The organism is Phenylobacterium sp. (assembly GCF_044371015.1).
Classification (GTDB): domain Bacteria; phylum Pseudomonadota; class Alphaproteobacteria; order Caulobacterales; family Caulobacteraceae; genus Phenylobacterium.
Genome location: NZ_JBILUK010000051.1, coordinates 1 through 16,951, shown reverse-complemented (window position 1 = coordinate 16,951; position 16,951 = coordinate 1). Strand labels below are relative to the sequence as shown.

Here is a 16,951-nt window from a genome sequence, read left to right as displayed (position 1 = left end):
GCGCCGAGCGCGTGCCGATCCCGGCGGCGCTGGTGACCGCGGCGGTGCACCACCACCTGATCCGCCAGGGCCTCAGAATGCAGACGGGCCTGGTCGTCGAGACCGGCGAGGCCCGGGAGGTGCACCATTTCTGTGTGCTGGCCGGCTATGGCGCGGAGGCGGTGAACCCGTATCTGGCGTTCCAGACTCTGGAGCAGTTGCGGGTCAAGAACGGCATGGCGCTCAGCGCCTACGACGTGCGCAAGAACTACATCAAGGCCATCGGCAAGGGCATGATGAAGGTGATGTCCAAGATGGGCATCTCGACCTATCAGTCCTATTGCGGCGCGCAGATCTTTGACGCCGTCGGGCTCTCTTCGGAGCTGGTCGAGGCCTATTTCACCGGCACGGCCACGACCATCGAAGGCGTCGGTCTGGCGGAGGTCGCCGAAGAGACCGTGCGCCGGCATAGCGACGCCTACGGCGACAACCCGGTCTACATGGACATGCTGGATGTGGGCGGTCAGTACGCCTGGCGGCTGCGCGGCGAAGCCCATGCCTGGACCCCGGAATCGGTCTCGGGCCTGCAGCACGCCGTGCGCGGCAACCTGCCCGACGAATATGCGCGCTTCGCCAACGCCATCAACGAACAGAGCGAACGTCTGCTGACCCTGCGCGGCCTGATGCGGCTGAAGCCCGCCGAGGCGCCGTTGTCGCTCGACGAGGTGGAGCCGGCGTCGGAGATCGTGAAGCGGTTCTCGACCGGCGCCATGAGCTTCGGCTCGATCAGCCGCGAGGCGCACACCACGCTCGCCATCGCCATGAATCGCATCGGCGGGCGCTCGAACACCGGCGAGGGCGGCGAGGAGCCTGACCGGTTCGTGCGCATGCCCAACGGCGATTCCATGCGCTCGGCCATCAAGCAGGTGGCCTCAGGCCGGTTCGGCGTGACCGCCGAGTATCTGGTCAACGCCGACGACATCCAGATCAAGATGGCCCAGGGCGCCAAGCCCGGCGAAGGCGGCCAGCTGCCCGGACACAAGGTCGACAAGAACATCGCCAAGGTGCGTCACTCGACACCGGGCGTGGGCCTGATCAGTCCGCCGCCGCACCACGACATCTATTCGATCGAGGATCTGGCCCAGCTGATCCACGACCTGAAGAACGTCAATTCGGGCGCCCGCATTTCGGTGAAGCTGGTGTCGGAAGTGGGCGTCGGCACGGTGGCCGCAGGCGTCGCCAAGGCGCGCGCCGATCACGTGACGATTTCGGGGTTTGAGGGCGGGACGGGCGCCTCGCCGCTGACCTCGCTGACCCATGCCGGTTCGCCCTGGGAGATCGGCCTGGCCGAGACCCAGCAGACGCTGCTCCTGAACGGGCTGCGCACGCGCATCGCCGTACAGGTGGATGGCGGGCTGCGCACCGGTCGCGATGTGGCCATCGGCGCGCTGCTGGGCGCCGACGAGTTCGGCTTCGCCACCGCGCCGCTGATCGCGGCGGGCTGCATCATGATGCGCAAGTGCCACCTCAACACCTGCCCGGTGGGCGTGGCGACGCAGGATCCGGTGCTGCGCGCGCGGTTCACCGGTCAGCCTGAGCACGTGATCAACTACTTCTTCTTCGTCGCCGAAGAGCTGCGCGCGATCATGGCCCAGATGGGCTTCCGGACGCTCAACGAGATGATCGGCCGCGTCGACCGCGTCGACATGGTCGAGGCGTTGGGCCAGTGGAAGGCGCGGGGCGTGGACCTGTCGCGGATACTCTATGCGGAGCCGACCAAGGGTCAGGACTGCCTGTGGAACCGCGACCGCCAGGATCATGGTCTGGGCGCCGCGCTGGACCATACCCTGATCGCCGACGCCAAGGCGGCACTGGAGCAGGGTCAGCCGGTGCGCGGCGAGTATGCGATCCGCAACGTCAACCGGACTGTCGGCGCCATGCTCTCGGGCGAGGTGGCCAAGCGCTATGGCCACGCCGGCCTGGCCGAGGACACCATAGCCCTGACCTTCAAGGGCCAGGCGGGCCAGAGCTTCGGCGCCTTCGCCGCGCGCGGGGTCAGCCTGACCCTGGTGGGCGACGGCAACGACTATGTCGGCAAGGGCCTTTCGGGCGGCCGGGTGGTTGTGCGCCAGCCGGCGGGTTCGACGCGCGATCCCACCCGCAACATCATCGTCGGCAACACGGTGCTCTACGGCGCCATCGCCGGCGAGGCCTATATCGAGGGCGTGGCGGGCGAGCGCTTCGCCGTGCGCAATTCCGGCGCCGTGGCCGTCGTTGAGGGCCTTGGCGACCATGGCTGCGAATACATGACCGGCGGCGTCGTGGTGGTGCTCGGCGAAACGGGCCGCAACTTCGCCGCCGGCATGAGCGGCGGCGTGGCCTATGTCTATGATCCGGACACGCGGTTCGGCGACCTCTGCAACCGCGCCATGGTGGATCTGGAGCCGGTGGGACCGGACGTGGGCGGCGACGAGGCCGGCCGGCCCAGCCAGCGTTCGGTTTCGGTGGAGAATTCCGGCATGGGCGACCTGCTGGGCTTCGACTCCGAGCGGCTGCGCATCCTGATCGAGCGCCATCACCTGCACACCGCAAGCAAGCGCGCCGCGGAGATCCTGGAAGACTGGGATCGGGCGCGGGCCGCGTTCGTCAAGGTGATGCCCAAGGACTATCGCCGCGCGCTTACAGAGATGGCCAACGAGCGCGCCGCCGCGGCCGCCGTCGCGGCCGAATAGACCGACTTTTCGGGGGATTACTGATGGGCAAGCCAACCGGCTTCCTCGAGATCGAGCGTCGCGACCGGGTCTATGATCCGGTGGCCGAGCGCCTGAAGACGTGGAAGGAATTCGTCCAGCCGCTGCCGCAGCCGGAGGTGAAGGCGCAGGCTTCGCGTTGCATGAGCTGCGGGATCCCGTTCTGTCACCAGGGCTGTCCGGTGAACAATCAGATCCCGGACTTCAATGAGCTGGTCTATCGCGACCAATGGCGCGCGGCGCTGGACAACCTCCAGTCCACCAACAACTTCCCGGAGTTCACCGGCCGCGTCTGCCCGGCGCCCTGCGAGGCCTCCTGCACGCTGAACATTCCGGACACCCCGGTCACCATCAAGACCATCGAATGCCAGATCGTCGATCGTGGCTGGGACGAAGGCTGGATCGTTCCCCAGCCCAGCCCGCGCGGCACCGGCAAGCGCGTGGCGGTGGTGGGATCGGGGCCGGCCGGTCTGGCCTGCGCTCAACAGCTGGCGCGCGTGGGCCATGCTGTGACGGTGTTCGAGAAGGCGGACCGGGTGGGCGGCCTGCTGCGCTACGGCATCCCCGACTTCAAGATGGAGAAGCACCTCATCGACCGCCGGGTGAAGCAAATGGAGACGGAAGGCGTAATCTTCCGCACCAACTTCGAGGTGGGCGTGAACGTCTCGGTCCAGCGCTTGCTGGACGACTACGACATCATGGTGCTGGCCTGCGGTGCGGAGAATCCGCGCGACCTAGAGGTTCCCGGGCGCGAACTGGCCGGCGTGCACTACGCCATGGAGTTCCTGACCCAGCAGAACAAGCGCAACGCGGGCGATGACGAAGCCGCCGCCGCGCCGACGGGCACGATCAACGCCAAGGGCAAGCATGTGGTGGTGATCGGCGGCGGCGACACGGGCAGCGACTGCATCGGCACGTCGAACCGCCAGGGTGCGGCCTCGGTGACGCAGCTTGAGATCATGCCCAAGCCGCCGGAGCGGGAGAACAAGTCGCTGACCTGGCCCGATTGGCCGTTGAAGCTGCGCACGTCGTCGTCCCACCAGGAGGGCGTGGAGCGCGATTTCGCCGTGGCCACTCGCCGGGCGAAGGGCGAGAACGGCCGGGTGACGGCGCTCGAGTGCGTGCGACTGGAATGGACGACCGGCGAGGATGGGCGCCAGCGCATGACCGAGATCGAGGGTTCGGCCTTCGACCTCAAGGCCGACCTGGTGTTCCTGGCCATGGGCTTTGTGGGGCCGCGCCACGACGGGGTGGTTGCCGAGAGCGGCGTGGAACTGGACCCACGCGGCAATGTGCTGGCCGACACGGTGAGCTATCGCACCACCGACCCGCGGGTCTTCGCCTGCGGCGACGTCCGGCGCGGCCAGTCGCTGGTGGTCTGGGGCATCCGCGAAGGCCGCCAGTGCGCCCGCGCGGTGGACCAGCAGCTGATGGGGACGTCGCGGCTGCCGAGGTGATGCCCTCGCCCTCGCGCTTCGCGTCGGGGAGAGGCTTAGAGCGCGGTCAGGCCGCCGTCGGCGAAGAGGGCGCAGCCGGTGATGAAGCTGGCGTCGTCCGACATCAGGAAGCTGACGGCCGAGGCGATCTCGGCGGGGTCCGAGGCGCGCGGGATCGGGGTCCAGGCGCGTGGGCGCGGCAGGCGGCGATCCTCGGGCAGGGTCGCGCCCTGTCGGTCTTCGGCGGCGTGGCGACCGAGGTCGGTCTTGACCGCGCCCGGGCAGACGCAGACCGCGCGGATTCCCTGCGGGCCGTAGTCCACGGCGATCTGGCGCGTGAGCTGCAGCAGCCCGCCCTTGCTGGCGGCGTAGCTGGCCGCTGAACCACCAGCGCCGACCACGACCGAAGCGATGGAGCCCGTCGTCACGACGACCCCGCCGCCGGCCGCCAGCATGTGGGGCAGCGCGTGCTTGGCGCAGAGGAAGGCGCCGGTGAGGTTGATGGCGATGACGCGCTCCCAGTCTTCCAGAGCGGTCTCGTGGATCCAGCCGATGCCGGCGGTGCCGGCGTTGGAGAACAGGCCGTCGAGCCTACCGAAGGCTGCGACGGCGGCGTCGGTCATGGCGGCGACCTGCGCTTCAGAGCTGACGTCGCAGGCCAGCGCAAGGGCCTCGCCCCCGTCCGACCGGATGGCCTCGACCGTACGCTGGGCCAGGGGCTCACGGACGTCGGCGACAGCCACCCGCGCGCCTTCCGCCGCCAGCCGCAAGGCCGCCGCCGCGCCGATCCCGCTTCCGCCGCCGGTGACAATCACCACCCGGCCACGATGTCGCAGCGACCCCGCCTGATCGACCATTTCAGGTCCTCCGATTGCTTTTGTCAGAACGTCTGGACGACCGACTGGCCGGCGATGGTGACCGTTTCGCGTCGTCCCTCGAACGCCGGCGCCGGCAGGCCCTGTTCCCACGCGTCGAGCTTGTTGGCGAGGCGCGCGGCGATGGCCGGCTGGGCCTTGGCGAGGTTTCGCGTTTCGCCGGGATCGGTCCTGAGATTGAACAGGAAGGTTTGACGCGCGCCCTGCGGCGTCTCGGCCAGGATCAGCTTCCAGTCGCCGGATCGGACGGCGCGGGAGGGCGTGGCGCGCCAGTAGAGGTCGGGATGGGCGGCGGCCGGGCGGCGTCCGGTCAGAAAGGGCACCAGGTCGACGCCGTCGAGGCGCGGCGTGGTCTCGGCGCCGGCGGCGGCAAGGGCGGTCGCAGCGATGTCGAGGCTGCTGGCGACCCCGTCATAGCGCCCGGCTTTGAGAACAGCGGGCCAGCTGACGATGAACGGCACGCGCACGCCGCCCTGCAAGAGGTGGCGCTTGCCCCCGTTGAGACCGCCGTCGAAGCAGGCGCCCCGCAGATAGCGCGGACACCCGTTGTCGGAGAGAAAAATCACCAAGGTGTCGCGCTCCAGGCCCTGGGCGCGCAGGGTTTCGGAGATACGGCCGATCCCGTCGTCGAGCGCGGCGGTCATGGCGGCGAGAATCCGCTGATCACGCCGCAGGTCGGCGGGAAAACGGTCCAGGCGGGCGGCCTCGGCCTCCAAGGGCGTGTGCGGCGCGTTGTAGGCGAGATACAGGAAGAACGGTCGATCGCGATGGGCGGTGACAAAATTGACGGCTTCGTCGGTGAACCTGTCGGTCAGGTTCGTCGTGACCGTCTCGGGCTGTCCGTTGCGCAGCATGGTGACGGCGTCGGGGATCGCGCCGAATGCGGCGGCGGATTCGGCTTCGAGTTGGGGGAACGCGATGCGCTCCACGCCGGGCGCATCGGCCGGGAAGTACCGGCTGCCTGAGGCCATGCCGTAATAGCTGTCGAAGCCGCGCCGGTCGGGCCGCAGTTCCGGCCGCCAGCCCAGGTGCCACTTTCCGATGTGGCCGGTGGAGTAGCCCAACGCCTTCATTCGGTGGGCGATGGTGGGCTCGGTTACGGGGAGGTGCTCGGTGCGCACGCCGACGGGATTGTGCTCGAAGCCGTAGCGGGCGTTGTGCCGGCCGCTGAGCAGGCCCACGCGGGAGGGGCTGCAGACCGGGGCCGTGACGTGGCCCTGAGTCAGGCGCACGCCGCCTGCGGCCAGGGCGTCGATATTGGGCGTGCGCGCTACAGGTCCGCCATAGGCGCCGACATCACCCACTCCGAGATCATCGGCGATGATGACGATGACATTGGGGCGCCGCGTCGGCTCGGCGGCGGCGGACAGCGCCGTGGCGGCGAGCGCCAGGACAAGGGCGGCGAACCGGAGTTTCATAGCTTCGCGCCTCCTTGCGCCTGTCAGGTCGCGGGCGAGAGCCTGGAGGCCGCCTGTCGCGCCTTGATCGCCTCCACGCTCGCCGCGTCGTTGCGGTCAGGCATGGTGTAGCGAACGATCATATAGCTGAACCGCGTCGGACTCACCGCTTCGCGGTCGGCCGGGGTCGACGCGGCCTGGTTCGGACGCCGGATGAGCAGACGGAAGGGTCCGGGTTTCAGGTCCCGATCGCTGGCGACGAAGTAGGTGTCGGTGTTGTGGGCGAATAGGGAAACCGACCAATAAACGGCGTCGACCGGTACGTTGGTCTCAAAGAGCATGGGGCCGTTCGCCAGATCGATCGTCGCCGCCTGGGTCACCGTGTCGGCATTGTCGCGGACGACGAGATTGCGGCGCGCGTTCCGCACATTGGGCTGGGTCAGAGTATTGTCCGCCCGGCCGCTGGCGCGGAACTGGTCGAGCAGTCTCTCGGTCGCCGCGTAGGGAATGAGCGTCACCGCAGCCGCGTAGCCCGCAAGTCCGCCAAGCGCGAGAATTCCGATCGCGACCGCGAGGCGCAAGATCAGGCGCATGACAGCCTCCGGATCGGGGGCAGGGGGGTAGCCTTCAGGTCGGCGGCGACCGTGGGTTCGGGGTGGTAGAGGCGGAAGGAGAGCGCGAACCGTCCGTCCCTGTCGCCCATGGGAATCCAGTCGCCGGTCTGCAGCGCGCCGGCGACGCGGACGCGCCAGCCGCCGGAGGGGTCACGTGTGACGGTGGTCTCGGAGAACGAGTAATGGTCGCGCGGATTGTCGACCCAGAAGTTGTCCCGGTAGAGGCTGATTGACCACCAGCGCGCCGGCGGGTCGCCGACGCCGGCGATCTCGTAGACGCATCGGCGATCCAGCGGGCGGCCCTCGGCGTCGTCGTCGGCGGAGTAGTAGATCACTTCTGTGGCCGGCAGCGCCCAGATGCCGGTGCGCGCAATCACGGCCCGGCGGATCGAATCGGTCTTGGCCGTGCCGATGCGGGTGGAGCTCTGCCAGGAGTGAGGGCCGATCCCGTCGGGGCGCGGTCCTTTGCCGATGGTGGTCCAGGCATAGGCGAAGCCGCCGACGCCTCCGATCGCCAGCAGCGCGACCACGCCGCCCACTAACCGCCACCGCACACGACCCAACGTCTTCCTCCTTTATTTGGACGACACACTACCGTCCGGTCGGTAAGTCGGTCAATGTGGAGCCGGCCCGGATTGACGCGCGGCGACCCGCAGTGCGGAACTTGGGGCCGGAAGGAAACGTCATGTTCACACGCAGGCAAGCCCTGGCGGGCGGCGCCCTGACGCTTGCGCCGGTCCAAGCCTTCTCCGCCCCGGTTTCAGGCCAAGAGGCTCGGCCGGATGCGGGGACCTGGCCCGCCGCCGCCGGCTGGGCCACCGTCGCGCCCGGGGCGGCCGGCTTCGACCCGGTGGCGCTGAGCGCGGCGCTCGATGTCGGCATGGCCGATCGATCCACCTCGACGCTGGTGGTTCGGGGCGGCCGGATCGTGGCGGAGCGCTACGCTGAGGGTCGGGGGCCCCGGGACGCTCAGGAGGTGGCCTCGGTCGGCAAGAGCATGCTCTCGATGCTCACCGGCGTGGCCCTTGACCGGCGAATGCTCAAAGGGCTCGACCAACCCGCCGCCGACTTCATCCCGGTCTGGCGGGAAGGCGCCAAGTCGGCGATCACGATCCGCCACATGCTGTCGATGACCAGCGGGCTCGATATCCGCGGCCTCCGTGATCGGGGCGTGACGGGCGATCAGCTGGCGGTTAACAGCGCGGCGCCGGTGCGCGACCCGCCCGGAACGCGCTGGGTCTACGCCACGCCGATCTATCACCTGTTGTTCCACATCCTGGCCAAGGCCGCAGGGCAGCGCTTCGAGGATTTCGCCGACGACGCGCTGCTGAAGCCTCTGGGCATGGCGGATACTTCATGGGTCACGGCGGTCGGACAGGGTCCGGCGGGACCGACCCCGACCTACTATACCGCCCGCAGTTCGGCCCGTGACCTGGCGCGGTTCGGCCTCTGCGCGATGCGGGGCGGGCGATGGGGCGACCGGCGGATCGTCAGCTCCGAATTCATGGCGGCCTCGGTGACGCCGTCGCAGGATCTGAACCCGGCCTATGGATTCCTGTGGTGGAACAACCGCCGGCCGGGCGTGCTGGCGGGCCAGACCGAGCGGCCCCCGGCCCTCCGGTTTCCTGGCGCCCCTGCCGACGCCTTCGCCGCACTGGGCGCGGGAAATCAGGTGGTGCTGGCCGTTCCGTCCCTGGATCTGATCCTGGTGCGCCAGGGCGCGCAGCCGGAGCGGCCCGACACCATCGATGCGCTGATCGACGGCGTGGTCCGCGCTGCTGGGGGCCGGGCATGATGCGTCGTCTCGTGACTTTCGCCGCGCTGGCGCTGGCCCTGGCGGCAAGCCCGGCCTCCGCCGCCCCTGCGCCCTGTGGCGCGCCGCCATCCGCCGTCGTCGAGCCGCCGCCGCCGCGCGAAGAGGCCGTCCTGGGCCGGCCGACTGTGCGGAGCATTCCGGCGAAGCCGCGGGGGATCATCTACCTGTTTCACGGATCCGGCGGGTCCGAGGCCTTTGCCGGCCGCCTCCATACGCGGCGGGTGCTGGGGCCGATGGCGGCTGCGGGCTACGGCTTCGTCGCGGCGCCTTCCCTGGACCGAACCGATGTGCGCCGCTGGCGCGTGGACAGCCTAGATCCGGCGCTGAACCCCGATGTGGCCTACATGCTGGACCTTCACCGGGCGCTGGTCGCGCGCGGCGAGATCGCCGCCAACACGCCGGTCTTCACCATGGGGATGTCGAACGGCGGCGCCTTCGCCAACCTGTTCGCCGCCGCGGCCAAGGCCCAGGGGCTGCCGGTTGTCGCGGTGGCCAACTATATGGGGCCGTTCCCGCTGGCGATGCGCGGCGATCCGGCGGCGTTGGCTCCAACCCTGACGGTTCTGGGCCAGACCGACGGGCTTGTCTCGGCCGTTCAGACCGCCGAGGTCGCCGCCGCCCTGAACGGTCGCGGCGCGCGCATCGAGGTTCATGTGGCTCCGGAACGTCGGGTTTGCACCACGGACCTGGTCCTCGCTGCGTCCGCCCCGGGGGAACCCGAACGTCTGCTGGCGCAACTCGCCAGACTGGGCGTGGTGGACGCCGCCGGCGCACGGACGGTGTTTGTGAGCGATCCCGTGATCGACCGGGCCGATATGGCGGCGCTCGGGCAGGTGTTGGCGCCTCTGGGCGCAACGGCCCGTGACGTCCTGAATGAGCTGTTGATCGCCTGGGGCGCCCACCAGATGCGCTCGGACTTCGGCGGGCGACAGCTGGAATTCTTCGAGGCCGCGTTGGCGGCCCGCAAGTGAAGGGACGAACGATGGCGAACCTGTGGATGGCCCTGGCGACGTTCGCCGCGGCGCTAGCCTGGAGCCCGGCCTCGACGGCCCAGTCCGACAAGGCCCCGGCGCAGCGGGCCGAGACCGATCGGCCGAACATCGTCCTGATCCTCGCCGACGATCTGGGCTATGGCGGCCTGCGCGTGCAGGGCGACAACGAGGCGGTGACGCCGCACATCGATGCACTGGCGGCGGCAGGGGCGAGGTTCACCGACTTCTACGCCAATCACCCGGTCTGTTCGCCGACGCGCGCGGCGCTGATGACCGGCAAGTACTCGCATCGCATGGGCTTCGAACACAACTCGGGTTCGCCGCAGGCGACTTCGCCCCGGTTTGGGGTTCCGGCGGCAGAGCTGACGGTGGCCGAGCGGCTGAAGGCCAGAGGCTACGCCACCGGCATGTTCGGCAAGTGGCACATCGGGTTCGCGCCCGACCGAACGCCGACCGCCCAGGGCTTCGATACCTTTTACGGCTTCCTGGCCGGCGCGCACGGCTACACCCCGCGTTCGGATCGCGCGCGACCGGGTCGTGTCGACGGCTTCGGCGGCGGCCAGACGATCCTGCGGGGAACCACCAGCGAGCCCATGCCGGCGCACCTGACCGAGGCCTTTGCCGAAGAGGCCGTGCGGTTCATCGACGCCAATCGGAGCCGACCCTTCTTCGTCTACATGCCGTTCAACGCGGTCCACTCGCCGATGGAGGCGACGGAGGCTTATCTGGCGCGGTTCGCGCATGTAGCTGACCCGCTGCGGCGCACGCATCTGGCGCAGCTGGCGGCGATGGACGACGCGGTCGGACGCGTGGTGGCCGCGGTGGACGGCGCGGGTCTCGGGCGGCGGACGCTGATCCTGTTCATGAGCGACAACGGCGGGCCGACCCAGGAGACGACGTCGTCGAACCGTCCTCTGAAGGGCGTGAAGGGCACCATGCTGGAAGGCGGCATCCGGGTGCCGGCGATCGCACGCTGGACCGGGCGAATTCCGGCGGGACGTACGGTCGTGGCGCCGGCGATGGGCTTCGACTTCACCGCGACGGCGTTGGCCGCCGCAGGGGCCGCGCCGAGGTCGGGCCTGGACGGCGTGGACCTGGCGCCCTGGCTGACAGGGGCGAAGACCGGCGCCGTGCATGAGGCGATGTTCTGGCGCTCAGGAGACCAGGCCGCCGTGCGTTCGGGAGACTGGAAGCTGCTGCGCAACGGCGAGCGGCGCTACCTGTTCAATCTCGCCCGCGACATCGGCGAGACGCGGGACCTGTCGGCGACCGAGCCCGGGCGGGTAAAGGCCCTGGACGCCCGCTTTGCCGCCTGGAGCGCGCAGATGCAGCCCCCGGCCTGGGTCCGCAACGAGCTGACGGGCGGCGACCGCCGAGACCCGGCCCAGATGCAGGCCCGCATCGACGCCCTGGTGCGTGGCCAGAGCGCCGAAGTGGACGACATCGATTGAGACCTAGGCCTTAGGTTTCGGCTTCTTCACCGCACCTACCCAGGCCGGGCTGGACCAGGCCTGACCGCCGTCGGCCTGGGTGATGCGGACATAGTAGTTGTCGCCGTCGGCCGGCGGGGCGGCGTCCTCGAAGCGGAACGCTCGGTCCATTTCGACGGCCGGTCGGATGCGGCGGACGCTGATGGTGTCGTCGAACTCACCGCCGGAGGTTCGGGCCTGGGCCGGGACGCGATCCTTGGCGACCAATACGGCAGGCGCCCCTGCGCCGGGGACGGCCGTCTCGGCGGTGAACGGCGTACGGGCGTTCGGCAGCAGGACCTTGATCTTGGCCTTGGCGATGTCGCCGTTGAGCTTCAGCCGGATCGACTTGGCGTCGCCGCGGGTGACCAGCCGGAAACGGGCGGCCGATCTGTTGAGCGGATCCGGCAGCACCCACTCGGTGAAGACATTGAGCGCCTCGACCTGCGGGCTGGAGGCCTGGTCGATGGTCGCGCCCTCGACCTCGATGCGACCTTCCCAGGCGCGGATCGGCCTGGAGGGGACGAGCCGCTGGTTGGGTTCCGACGTGGAGGCGAAGCGGATTTCGACGATGTCGTCGTGCGCATCGGCGCTGACGGCGTCGTAGGCCAGAGTCTGCACCTCCTGGCCGTTCTTCACCAGCGTGATGGACTCGATGGGCGCCGTGCCGTGGGCGACCCCTTCCAGCACGCGGGACGGCGCCTTGGGCACGACCTGGCCCATGGGCCGGCCGTTAAACGCAGCCTTGAGGATGATCCGCGCGCCATTGGTGGCGTAGGTGCGGCGCGCCTTCATGGCGTCGAACAGGGCGTGGCGATCCTTGGTCGGCGCGTAGACGGCGGCCAGCCCGCCGTAGCCGTCGAAGTAGTAGCGGCCGAGCGGGCGCGGCTTGTAGCCGGGATGGCCGATGTGGTTGTCGCTGGCGCCGACGAAGCCGAGCTGGAAGCCGCTGGCCAGATAGCGCCGCCCCAGCCACTCGAAGGTGCCGTGCTCCGAGACGATCTCGACGAGGGGCTCCAGGTCCGGATCGTTCTGCGTGGCGTCCGCGGTCATGTGGGCGTGCGGGATGACGATGACGTCCTTGGTCGCGTAGGCCTTGCGCAGGCCGCGATAGAGGTCGGGCAGGGTCGGGTGGCGCTGGGCGACGACCGGCGTAACCTTTTCGAGGTCGCGGAAGATCACGTTGTGATGCCCGCCGAACGCCGAGACGACGGTCCATTCATAGCCCACGTAGGTGATGAACTCACCCGGCCGGTTGGCCTTGATCGCCGCGCGGCGCATTTCCTCCCACTCCCAGGCGTCTAGCCAGATGTCGTGTTCGGACAGGGCGCAGAAGTCGAGGCGCGCCTCATCGCGGGCGAAGTTGAAGTAGTCGTCGACCAGCCCCATGCCCTCGGAGAAGCCGCAGTGGCCGTGGGTCTCGCCCCAGTAGACACGCTCGACAGGCTTGGCTTCGGCGAGGATCGGGTCGGCCCCGCCGCGGATTCGGCCGTCCTCCGAGACGATCTCGAACCGGTGTGGACCGGGCTTCGTCAGGGTGAGACCCTCGACCTCGGTGATCGCGTTGCTGGAGGGCGGGAGGCGGCGGACCACCTCGCCGTTCAGCATCAGTCGCCAGCCCGGCGCCCCGCCGGTGGCGCGGTTGCGGTAGATGTCTTCGGCGCGGACCGAGAGGCGGAACGGCTCGCCGACCGCCACGACGGCGGGCCCAAAGCCACGGACGCCGGCGGTCGGGCCACCGCGCACCGGGAGGGTCGCCTCGCGAGGCGTCAGCAGAAGTCCGTCGGCCGAGGTCTGCACCCAGAAGGGGAAGCGGAGTGCGGTGTTGGAGATGTGGATCAGCTTGAGGCCGCGCGAGCCCTGCGACCTGTCGCCATAGGTGACGGTGAGGCTTTCGCCGGGGCGAAGAGTTCCTTCGGTGATGCGGAAGAACACCCGCTGAGCCTCCACCACGCCGAGCTGGCTCGAGAACATGCCGGTGATCGGATAGGTGTCGGGCGCGATCTTCACCGCCGGATTGGAGGCGCGGACGGTGACGTAGTTGTCGGCCTTCGGGTTCCAGGTCTGGAGCTCTTCGGAGGCGAAGTAGAAGTGGTTCGGCAGCACCACCCCGCCGCCGACACTGAGGCTCGCCTCGCCCACCGTGTAGGTCTGTTCGAACTGGGCGTAGCTGTCGACGGTTAGCGGGCCTTCGGTCCTGGCGCTGACGGTTCCGGTGAGCCGGGGGTTGGCCTCCAGCGCCGCCAGCGTGCGGATGAATCGGTCGATCCCGGAGAACGCGTTCCTGCGTTGGCGCTCGCCGTTTCCGGCGAAGCCCGGCGAGTAGAGCGCGGCGATGACCGACGGCATCTCCGGATGCAGATAGACCCCGGTCAGGGCGTAGGCGTTCATCCAGTCGTAGAGCAACAGGCCGCGTTCACGGTAGTTGGCGTCGCCGGTGGGCGTGGTCGCGGCTTCGGCCTTCAACGCCTCGACGCGGTCGCGCAGGCCGGAACTCATGTAGTCGCCAGGCCTTGGCGTGGCCTGGGCCTTGCGCGCCTCGGCGTAGACCCAGCCGAGCGGGATCGTCGAGCCGCCGGCCGCCAGCAAGGCCGACAAGGTGTGTCGCCGGGTCCAACCGTTCATCGTTTCTCTCCCCATTTCATGTTTCCTCTCATCCGGCCCCGAACACCGGCGCGCCGCCGGCCAGGCCGCCGATCCGCTGGACGGTCCACACCAGCCCTGCGACCGCGATGAGCGCGGAGGCCGGCTGGGCGATGCGGGTGGCGTAGAAGGGCTTGCTCCGCCAGGCGGCGACCAGCGCCAGCACCATCAGGATCACGGCGATCTGGCCCGCTTCGACGCCCAGGTTGAAGCCGACCAGCGCCAGCGCCTCCTGGCCCCGCGGCAGGCCGAATTGGCCCAGCGCGCCGGCGAACCCCAGACCGTGCAGCAGGCCGAAGCCGAAGACGACGGCGGTGGCGGCGGGCCCGGCCGGCGTCGGGCCGCGTATCGCGGTCAAGCCCGCCAGGGCCACGATCGAGAGCGCGATGGCCGGCTCCACCAGGGCGGCCGGCGCTTCGATAATGCGGAGGGCGGCCAGGGCCAGGGTGAACGAGTGGGCCAGGGTGAAGACGGTGGCCAGCCGGATCAGGCCGCCCAGGCGCGGCGCGGCCACGGCCAGGGCGGCGATGAAGGCGATGTGGTCGAGGCCCAACGGCAGGATGTGTCGGAAGCCCAGACCGCCGAAGCGGATCAGGGCGTCCAGCGCATCGGTCAGCGGATCGGGCCCGGCGAGTCGGATCGGCCGGGTGCGCTCGCCGTCCCGCATGGCCAGGGTGGCGACCCGACCATCCGGCCAGCGGACCACCACCACGGTCGGCCCCAACGCGGCGGGCAGGGCCAGGTCGAGGCTCGCCGCCCCGGGCGGCAGGGCGGCCGTGAGCCGCAGCGGCGCGGAGGGCTTGGGCGAGGCGGCGGGGACCTGGGCGTCGGCGCGCAGCACTGCGGCGGGCGGGAAGGCGAGCGACAGGTTCTCGATGAGCCGCCCGTCGACGCTGAGCGAAAGACCGGCCCGCAGCGCCCGCGTGGCGACGGCCTGACGCGCCGCCAGTTGGGCGTCGTCAAGCGCCAGGAAGACCGCGAGCCGCCCCGGATCGAGGTGGCCCTGTGGCGCCCCGAGAATCAAGGCGGGGGCATGGCAGCGGATGTCGATGCGGACCGCATTGCGTTCTGCGGGGACGGAAATCTCGACCAGGGCGTAGCTGAGATCATGCGCGCGAGCGGGCGTGGCGGCCAGGAACAGGAGCGCCAGCGCCGCGACCGCGCGTCGGATCGCCCCCCAACTCACACTCCAGCCCCCCCAATATCGGCTTTACCGACCGACCGGTAGGTTGCGACGAAGGCGCGGGACTGTAAAGCGGAGTCGGGCGGCGGTTCGCGGCCTTACCAGCGGTAAGTCACCTCCGCGCCCCAGGTCTGGGGCATGTTCCAGCGGCGCACCGTCGGGGCGTTGAAGACGATGTAGCTCTCGTTGGCGAAGTTGTTGAGGAAGAAAGCCGCCTCAACGCCGCCGTAGGTGGCGCCCAGGCGCAGATCGAAGATGGCGAAATCTTCGAGCAACGGTGTCTGGGCGATCTCCTGCACGCCGCCTTCGCGGAAGTTGCCCCTGATGTTGATGAACCCATCAACGCCTTCCATCAGCGGGCGACGATAGTTGGCGCTGAAGGTGCCGGTCCAGTCGGCGCGCTGCGGTCCTGTCCGGCCCTTGTCTGGACCATCCGTGATGACGCCCCATTGACGTGAAATACCGGCATTGAGGCGCGCGACCCCGCCCAGCAACTGCCACCGACCCGTGGCTTCGAGCTCGATGCCGCCCAGGCGCGCCTTACCCGAGTTGAAAATGAAGTTGGTCGCAGCCACCGGGCAAACCGCATTGCCGGGGAAGCAGCCATTGTCGGTCTGGACCAGCAGACTCTTAACGTAAGTCCGATAGGCCGCCGCCGTTACGAAGATGTTGCGGGAAATGTTGCCCTTGGCGCCGAGCTCGAAGGCCATCGAATCTTCGTCGCCGAACGACGGCGGCACCGGCCTGGGCGCCCGGTCGTCACCGCGGTTCGCATTGAAGCCGCCGGCGCGATAGGCCGTCCCCACCTTGGCGTAGGTCAACCAGTCGTTGATCGTGTAGCCGAGGGTGACGTTGTACGAGAAGTTGCTCGACTTGCGGTCATCCGCGCTCGGAAAGCCGCCGCCCGGAATAGCCAGGCCGGTGCTGATGTCGAGCCGCGCCGCGTTGTAGGCCTTCGAGTCGTGGGTGTATCGGGCCTCAGCCTCGACATTGAGCGCATCGGTCAGGTCGTAACCAACCGCGCCGTAGATCGCGTAGGATGTGAAATCGAGGTTCGTAATGGTGCGATTGCCCAGCGACCGGTTGGCGGTCGTGGGGGTCCGGGCGGCGATGCCGCCAACAGCCTCGTTCAGGACGTAGTACTCAAAGCCGCCCAGCCAGCTCAGCTTGTCGACCCTGTTACCGACGATGTGGATGTCGTTGTACAGGATGCTGGCGTAGCTGAACTGGATCGAGTCCGTGTTCGGGTCGCCCTGCACCCGGCCGGGCGCAACAAGGCCGCGGGCCGCAAGCTGCGCCTGGAGTTGCGCCGAAGAGGCGTCGCCGTCGAAAGCGTTCTGCGAGTGACGTTCGCGCAGCGAGGAGGTGAGGGTGACTTCAGCGAAATCCAGATCGTATTCGCCCACGAACTCATAGTATTGTGTGCGCATCTTGGCGGCGTTGGAGGCGCTCCAGCTGATATTGTACTTGTCCTCGACGAACCCGCGCGGATAGGTGGGATTGGCGCCCGGCAGAATACGCAGGGAATACATGATGCCTGGGAGCTTGTCGTTGCTCCGCTCGGCCAGCAGGTTGGCGGTGAATTTCTCGCCGCGATAGTTGAGCTGAATTCGGGCCGTGTCCTGCTTTTGGGCGTCGAAATACTCGTCGCGGACCGGGTTGTAGAAGAAGCCTTCGCTCTGCTTCATCTGCAGCACGCCGACGCGCAGGGCGAGGTTCTCGGTCAGCGGCTGGTTGATGACGAGGCTGCCCTCGCGCATCTGGTTCTGACCGATCCTGGCGCTGGCGATCCCGGAC

Annotated in this window: 12 protein-coding genes; 5 read left to right on the top strand and 7 right to left on the bottom strand. The window is 69.0% G+C overall.

Annotation, left to right across the window (positions count from 1 at the left end; genetic code table 11):
* Window positions 1-2,711 (top strand): glutamate synthase large subunit (gene gltB / locus ACIQ3R_RS06510; protein WP_397416454.1); only part of this gene is annotated, 2,711 nt, incomplete at its 5' end.
* Between the two features lie 23 nt (window positions 2,712-2,734).
* Window positions 2,735-4,186, top strand: a complete 1,452-nt coding sequence (locus ACIQ3R_RS06505; protein WP_397416452.1) for a glutamate synthase subunit beta — start codon at window positions 2,735-2,737, stop codon at window positions 4,184-4,186.
* A gap of 35 nt (window positions 4,187-4,221) precedes the next feature.
* On the opposite strand, the gene ACIQ3R_RS06500 is transcribed toward ACIQ3R_RS06505, so the two are convergent.
* The 4 genes from ACIQ3R_RS06500 to ACIQ3R_RS06485 are packed head-to-tail and all read right to left on the bottom strand — an operon-like array spanning window position 4,222 to window position 7,605.
* On the bottom strand, window positions 4,222-5,022 hold the full coding sequence (locus ACIQ3R_RS06500; protein WP_397416449.1) for an SDR family NAD(P)-dependent oxidoreductase: 801 nt from the start codon (window positions 5,020-5,022) through the stop codon (window positions 4,222-4,224).
* Window positions 5,023-5,045: 23 nt separating this feature from the next.
* Window positions 5,046-6,458, bottom strand: a complete 1,413-nt coding sequence (locus ACIQ3R_RS06495) for a sulfatase-like hydrolase/transferase (RefSeq protein ID WP_397416447.1) — start codon at window positions 6,456-6,458, stop codon at window positions 5,046-5,048.
* 23 nt (window positions 6,459-6,481) lie between these two features.
* Window positions 6,482-7,030: a DUF1254 domain-containing protein gene (locus ACIQ3R_RS06490; RefSeq protein WP_397416445.1), complete on the bottom strand. Its 549-nt coding sequence runs from the start codon at window positions 7,028-7,030 to the stop codon at window positions 6,482-6,484.
* Complete coding sequence (locus ACIQ3R_RS06485) at window positions 7,021-7,605, bottom strand: DUF1214 domain-containing protein (RefSeq protein WP_397416443.1); 585 nt, start codon at window positions 7,603-7,605, stop codon at window positions 7,021-7,023. The genes ACIQ3R_RS06490 and ACIQ3R_RS06485 overlap by 10 nt, the downstream gene beginning before the upstream one ends.
* 131 nt (window positions 7,606-7,736) lie before the next feature.
* Here ACIQ3R_RS06485 and ACIQ3R_RS06480 point away from each other — a divergent pair, with 131 nt between their 5' ends.
* From ACIQ3R_RS06480 to ACIQ3R_RS06470, 3 genes are read left to right on the top strand one after another with little or no spacing between them, the layout of a single operon-like run.
* Window positions 7,737-8,846: a serine hydrolase domain-containing protein gene (locus tag ACIQ3R_RS06480; protein WP_397416440.1), complete on the top strand. Its 1,110-nt coding sequence runs from the start codon at window positions 7,737-7,739 to the stop codon at window positions 8,844-8,846.
* Window positions 8,843-9,838, top strand: coding sequence for a hypothetical protein (locus ACIQ3R_RS06475; protein ID WP_397416438.1), 996 nt, complete (start codon window positions 8,843-8,845; stop codon window positions 9,836-9,838). The genes ACIQ3R_RS06480 and ACIQ3R_RS06475 overlap by 4 nt, the downstream gene beginning before the upstream one ends.
* A gap of 11 nt (window positions 9,839-9,849) precedes the next feature.
* Window positions 9,850-11,310 carry a sulfatase-like hydrolase/transferase gene (locus tag ACIQ3R_RS06470; protein ID WP_397416436.1) on the top strand — a complete coding sequence of 487 codons (1,461 nt, stop codon included), beginning with the start codon at window positions 9,850-9,852 and terminating at the stop codon, window positions 11,308-11,310.
* 3 nt (window positions 11,311-11,313) lie between these two features.
* Here ACIQ3R_RS06470 and ACIQ3R_RS06465 read toward each other — a convergent pair whose 3' ends face one another.
* The 3 genes from ACIQ3R_RS06465 to ACIQ3R_RS06455 form a co-directional block, all read right to left on the bottom strand.
* Complete coding sequence (locus ACIQ3R_RS06465; RefSeq protein ID WP_397416434.1) at window positions 11,314-13,953, bottom strand: DUF3604 domain-containing protein; 2,640 nt, start codon at window positions 13,951-13,953, stop codon at window positions 11,314-11,316.
* Window positions 13,954-13,981: 28 nt separating this feature from the next.
* A complete protein-coding gene (locus ACIQ3R_RS06460) occupies window positions 13,982-15,157 on the bottom strand; it encodes a HupE/UreJ family protein (protein WP_397416432.1) in 1,176 nt (391 codons plus the stop codon).
* Between the two features lie 95 nt (window positions 15,158-15,252).
* On the bottom strand, window positions 15,253-16,951 hold a 1,699-nt coding region (locus ACIQ3R_RS06455), incomplete at its 5' end, for a TonB-dependent receptor domain-containing protein (RefSeq protein WP_397416430.1).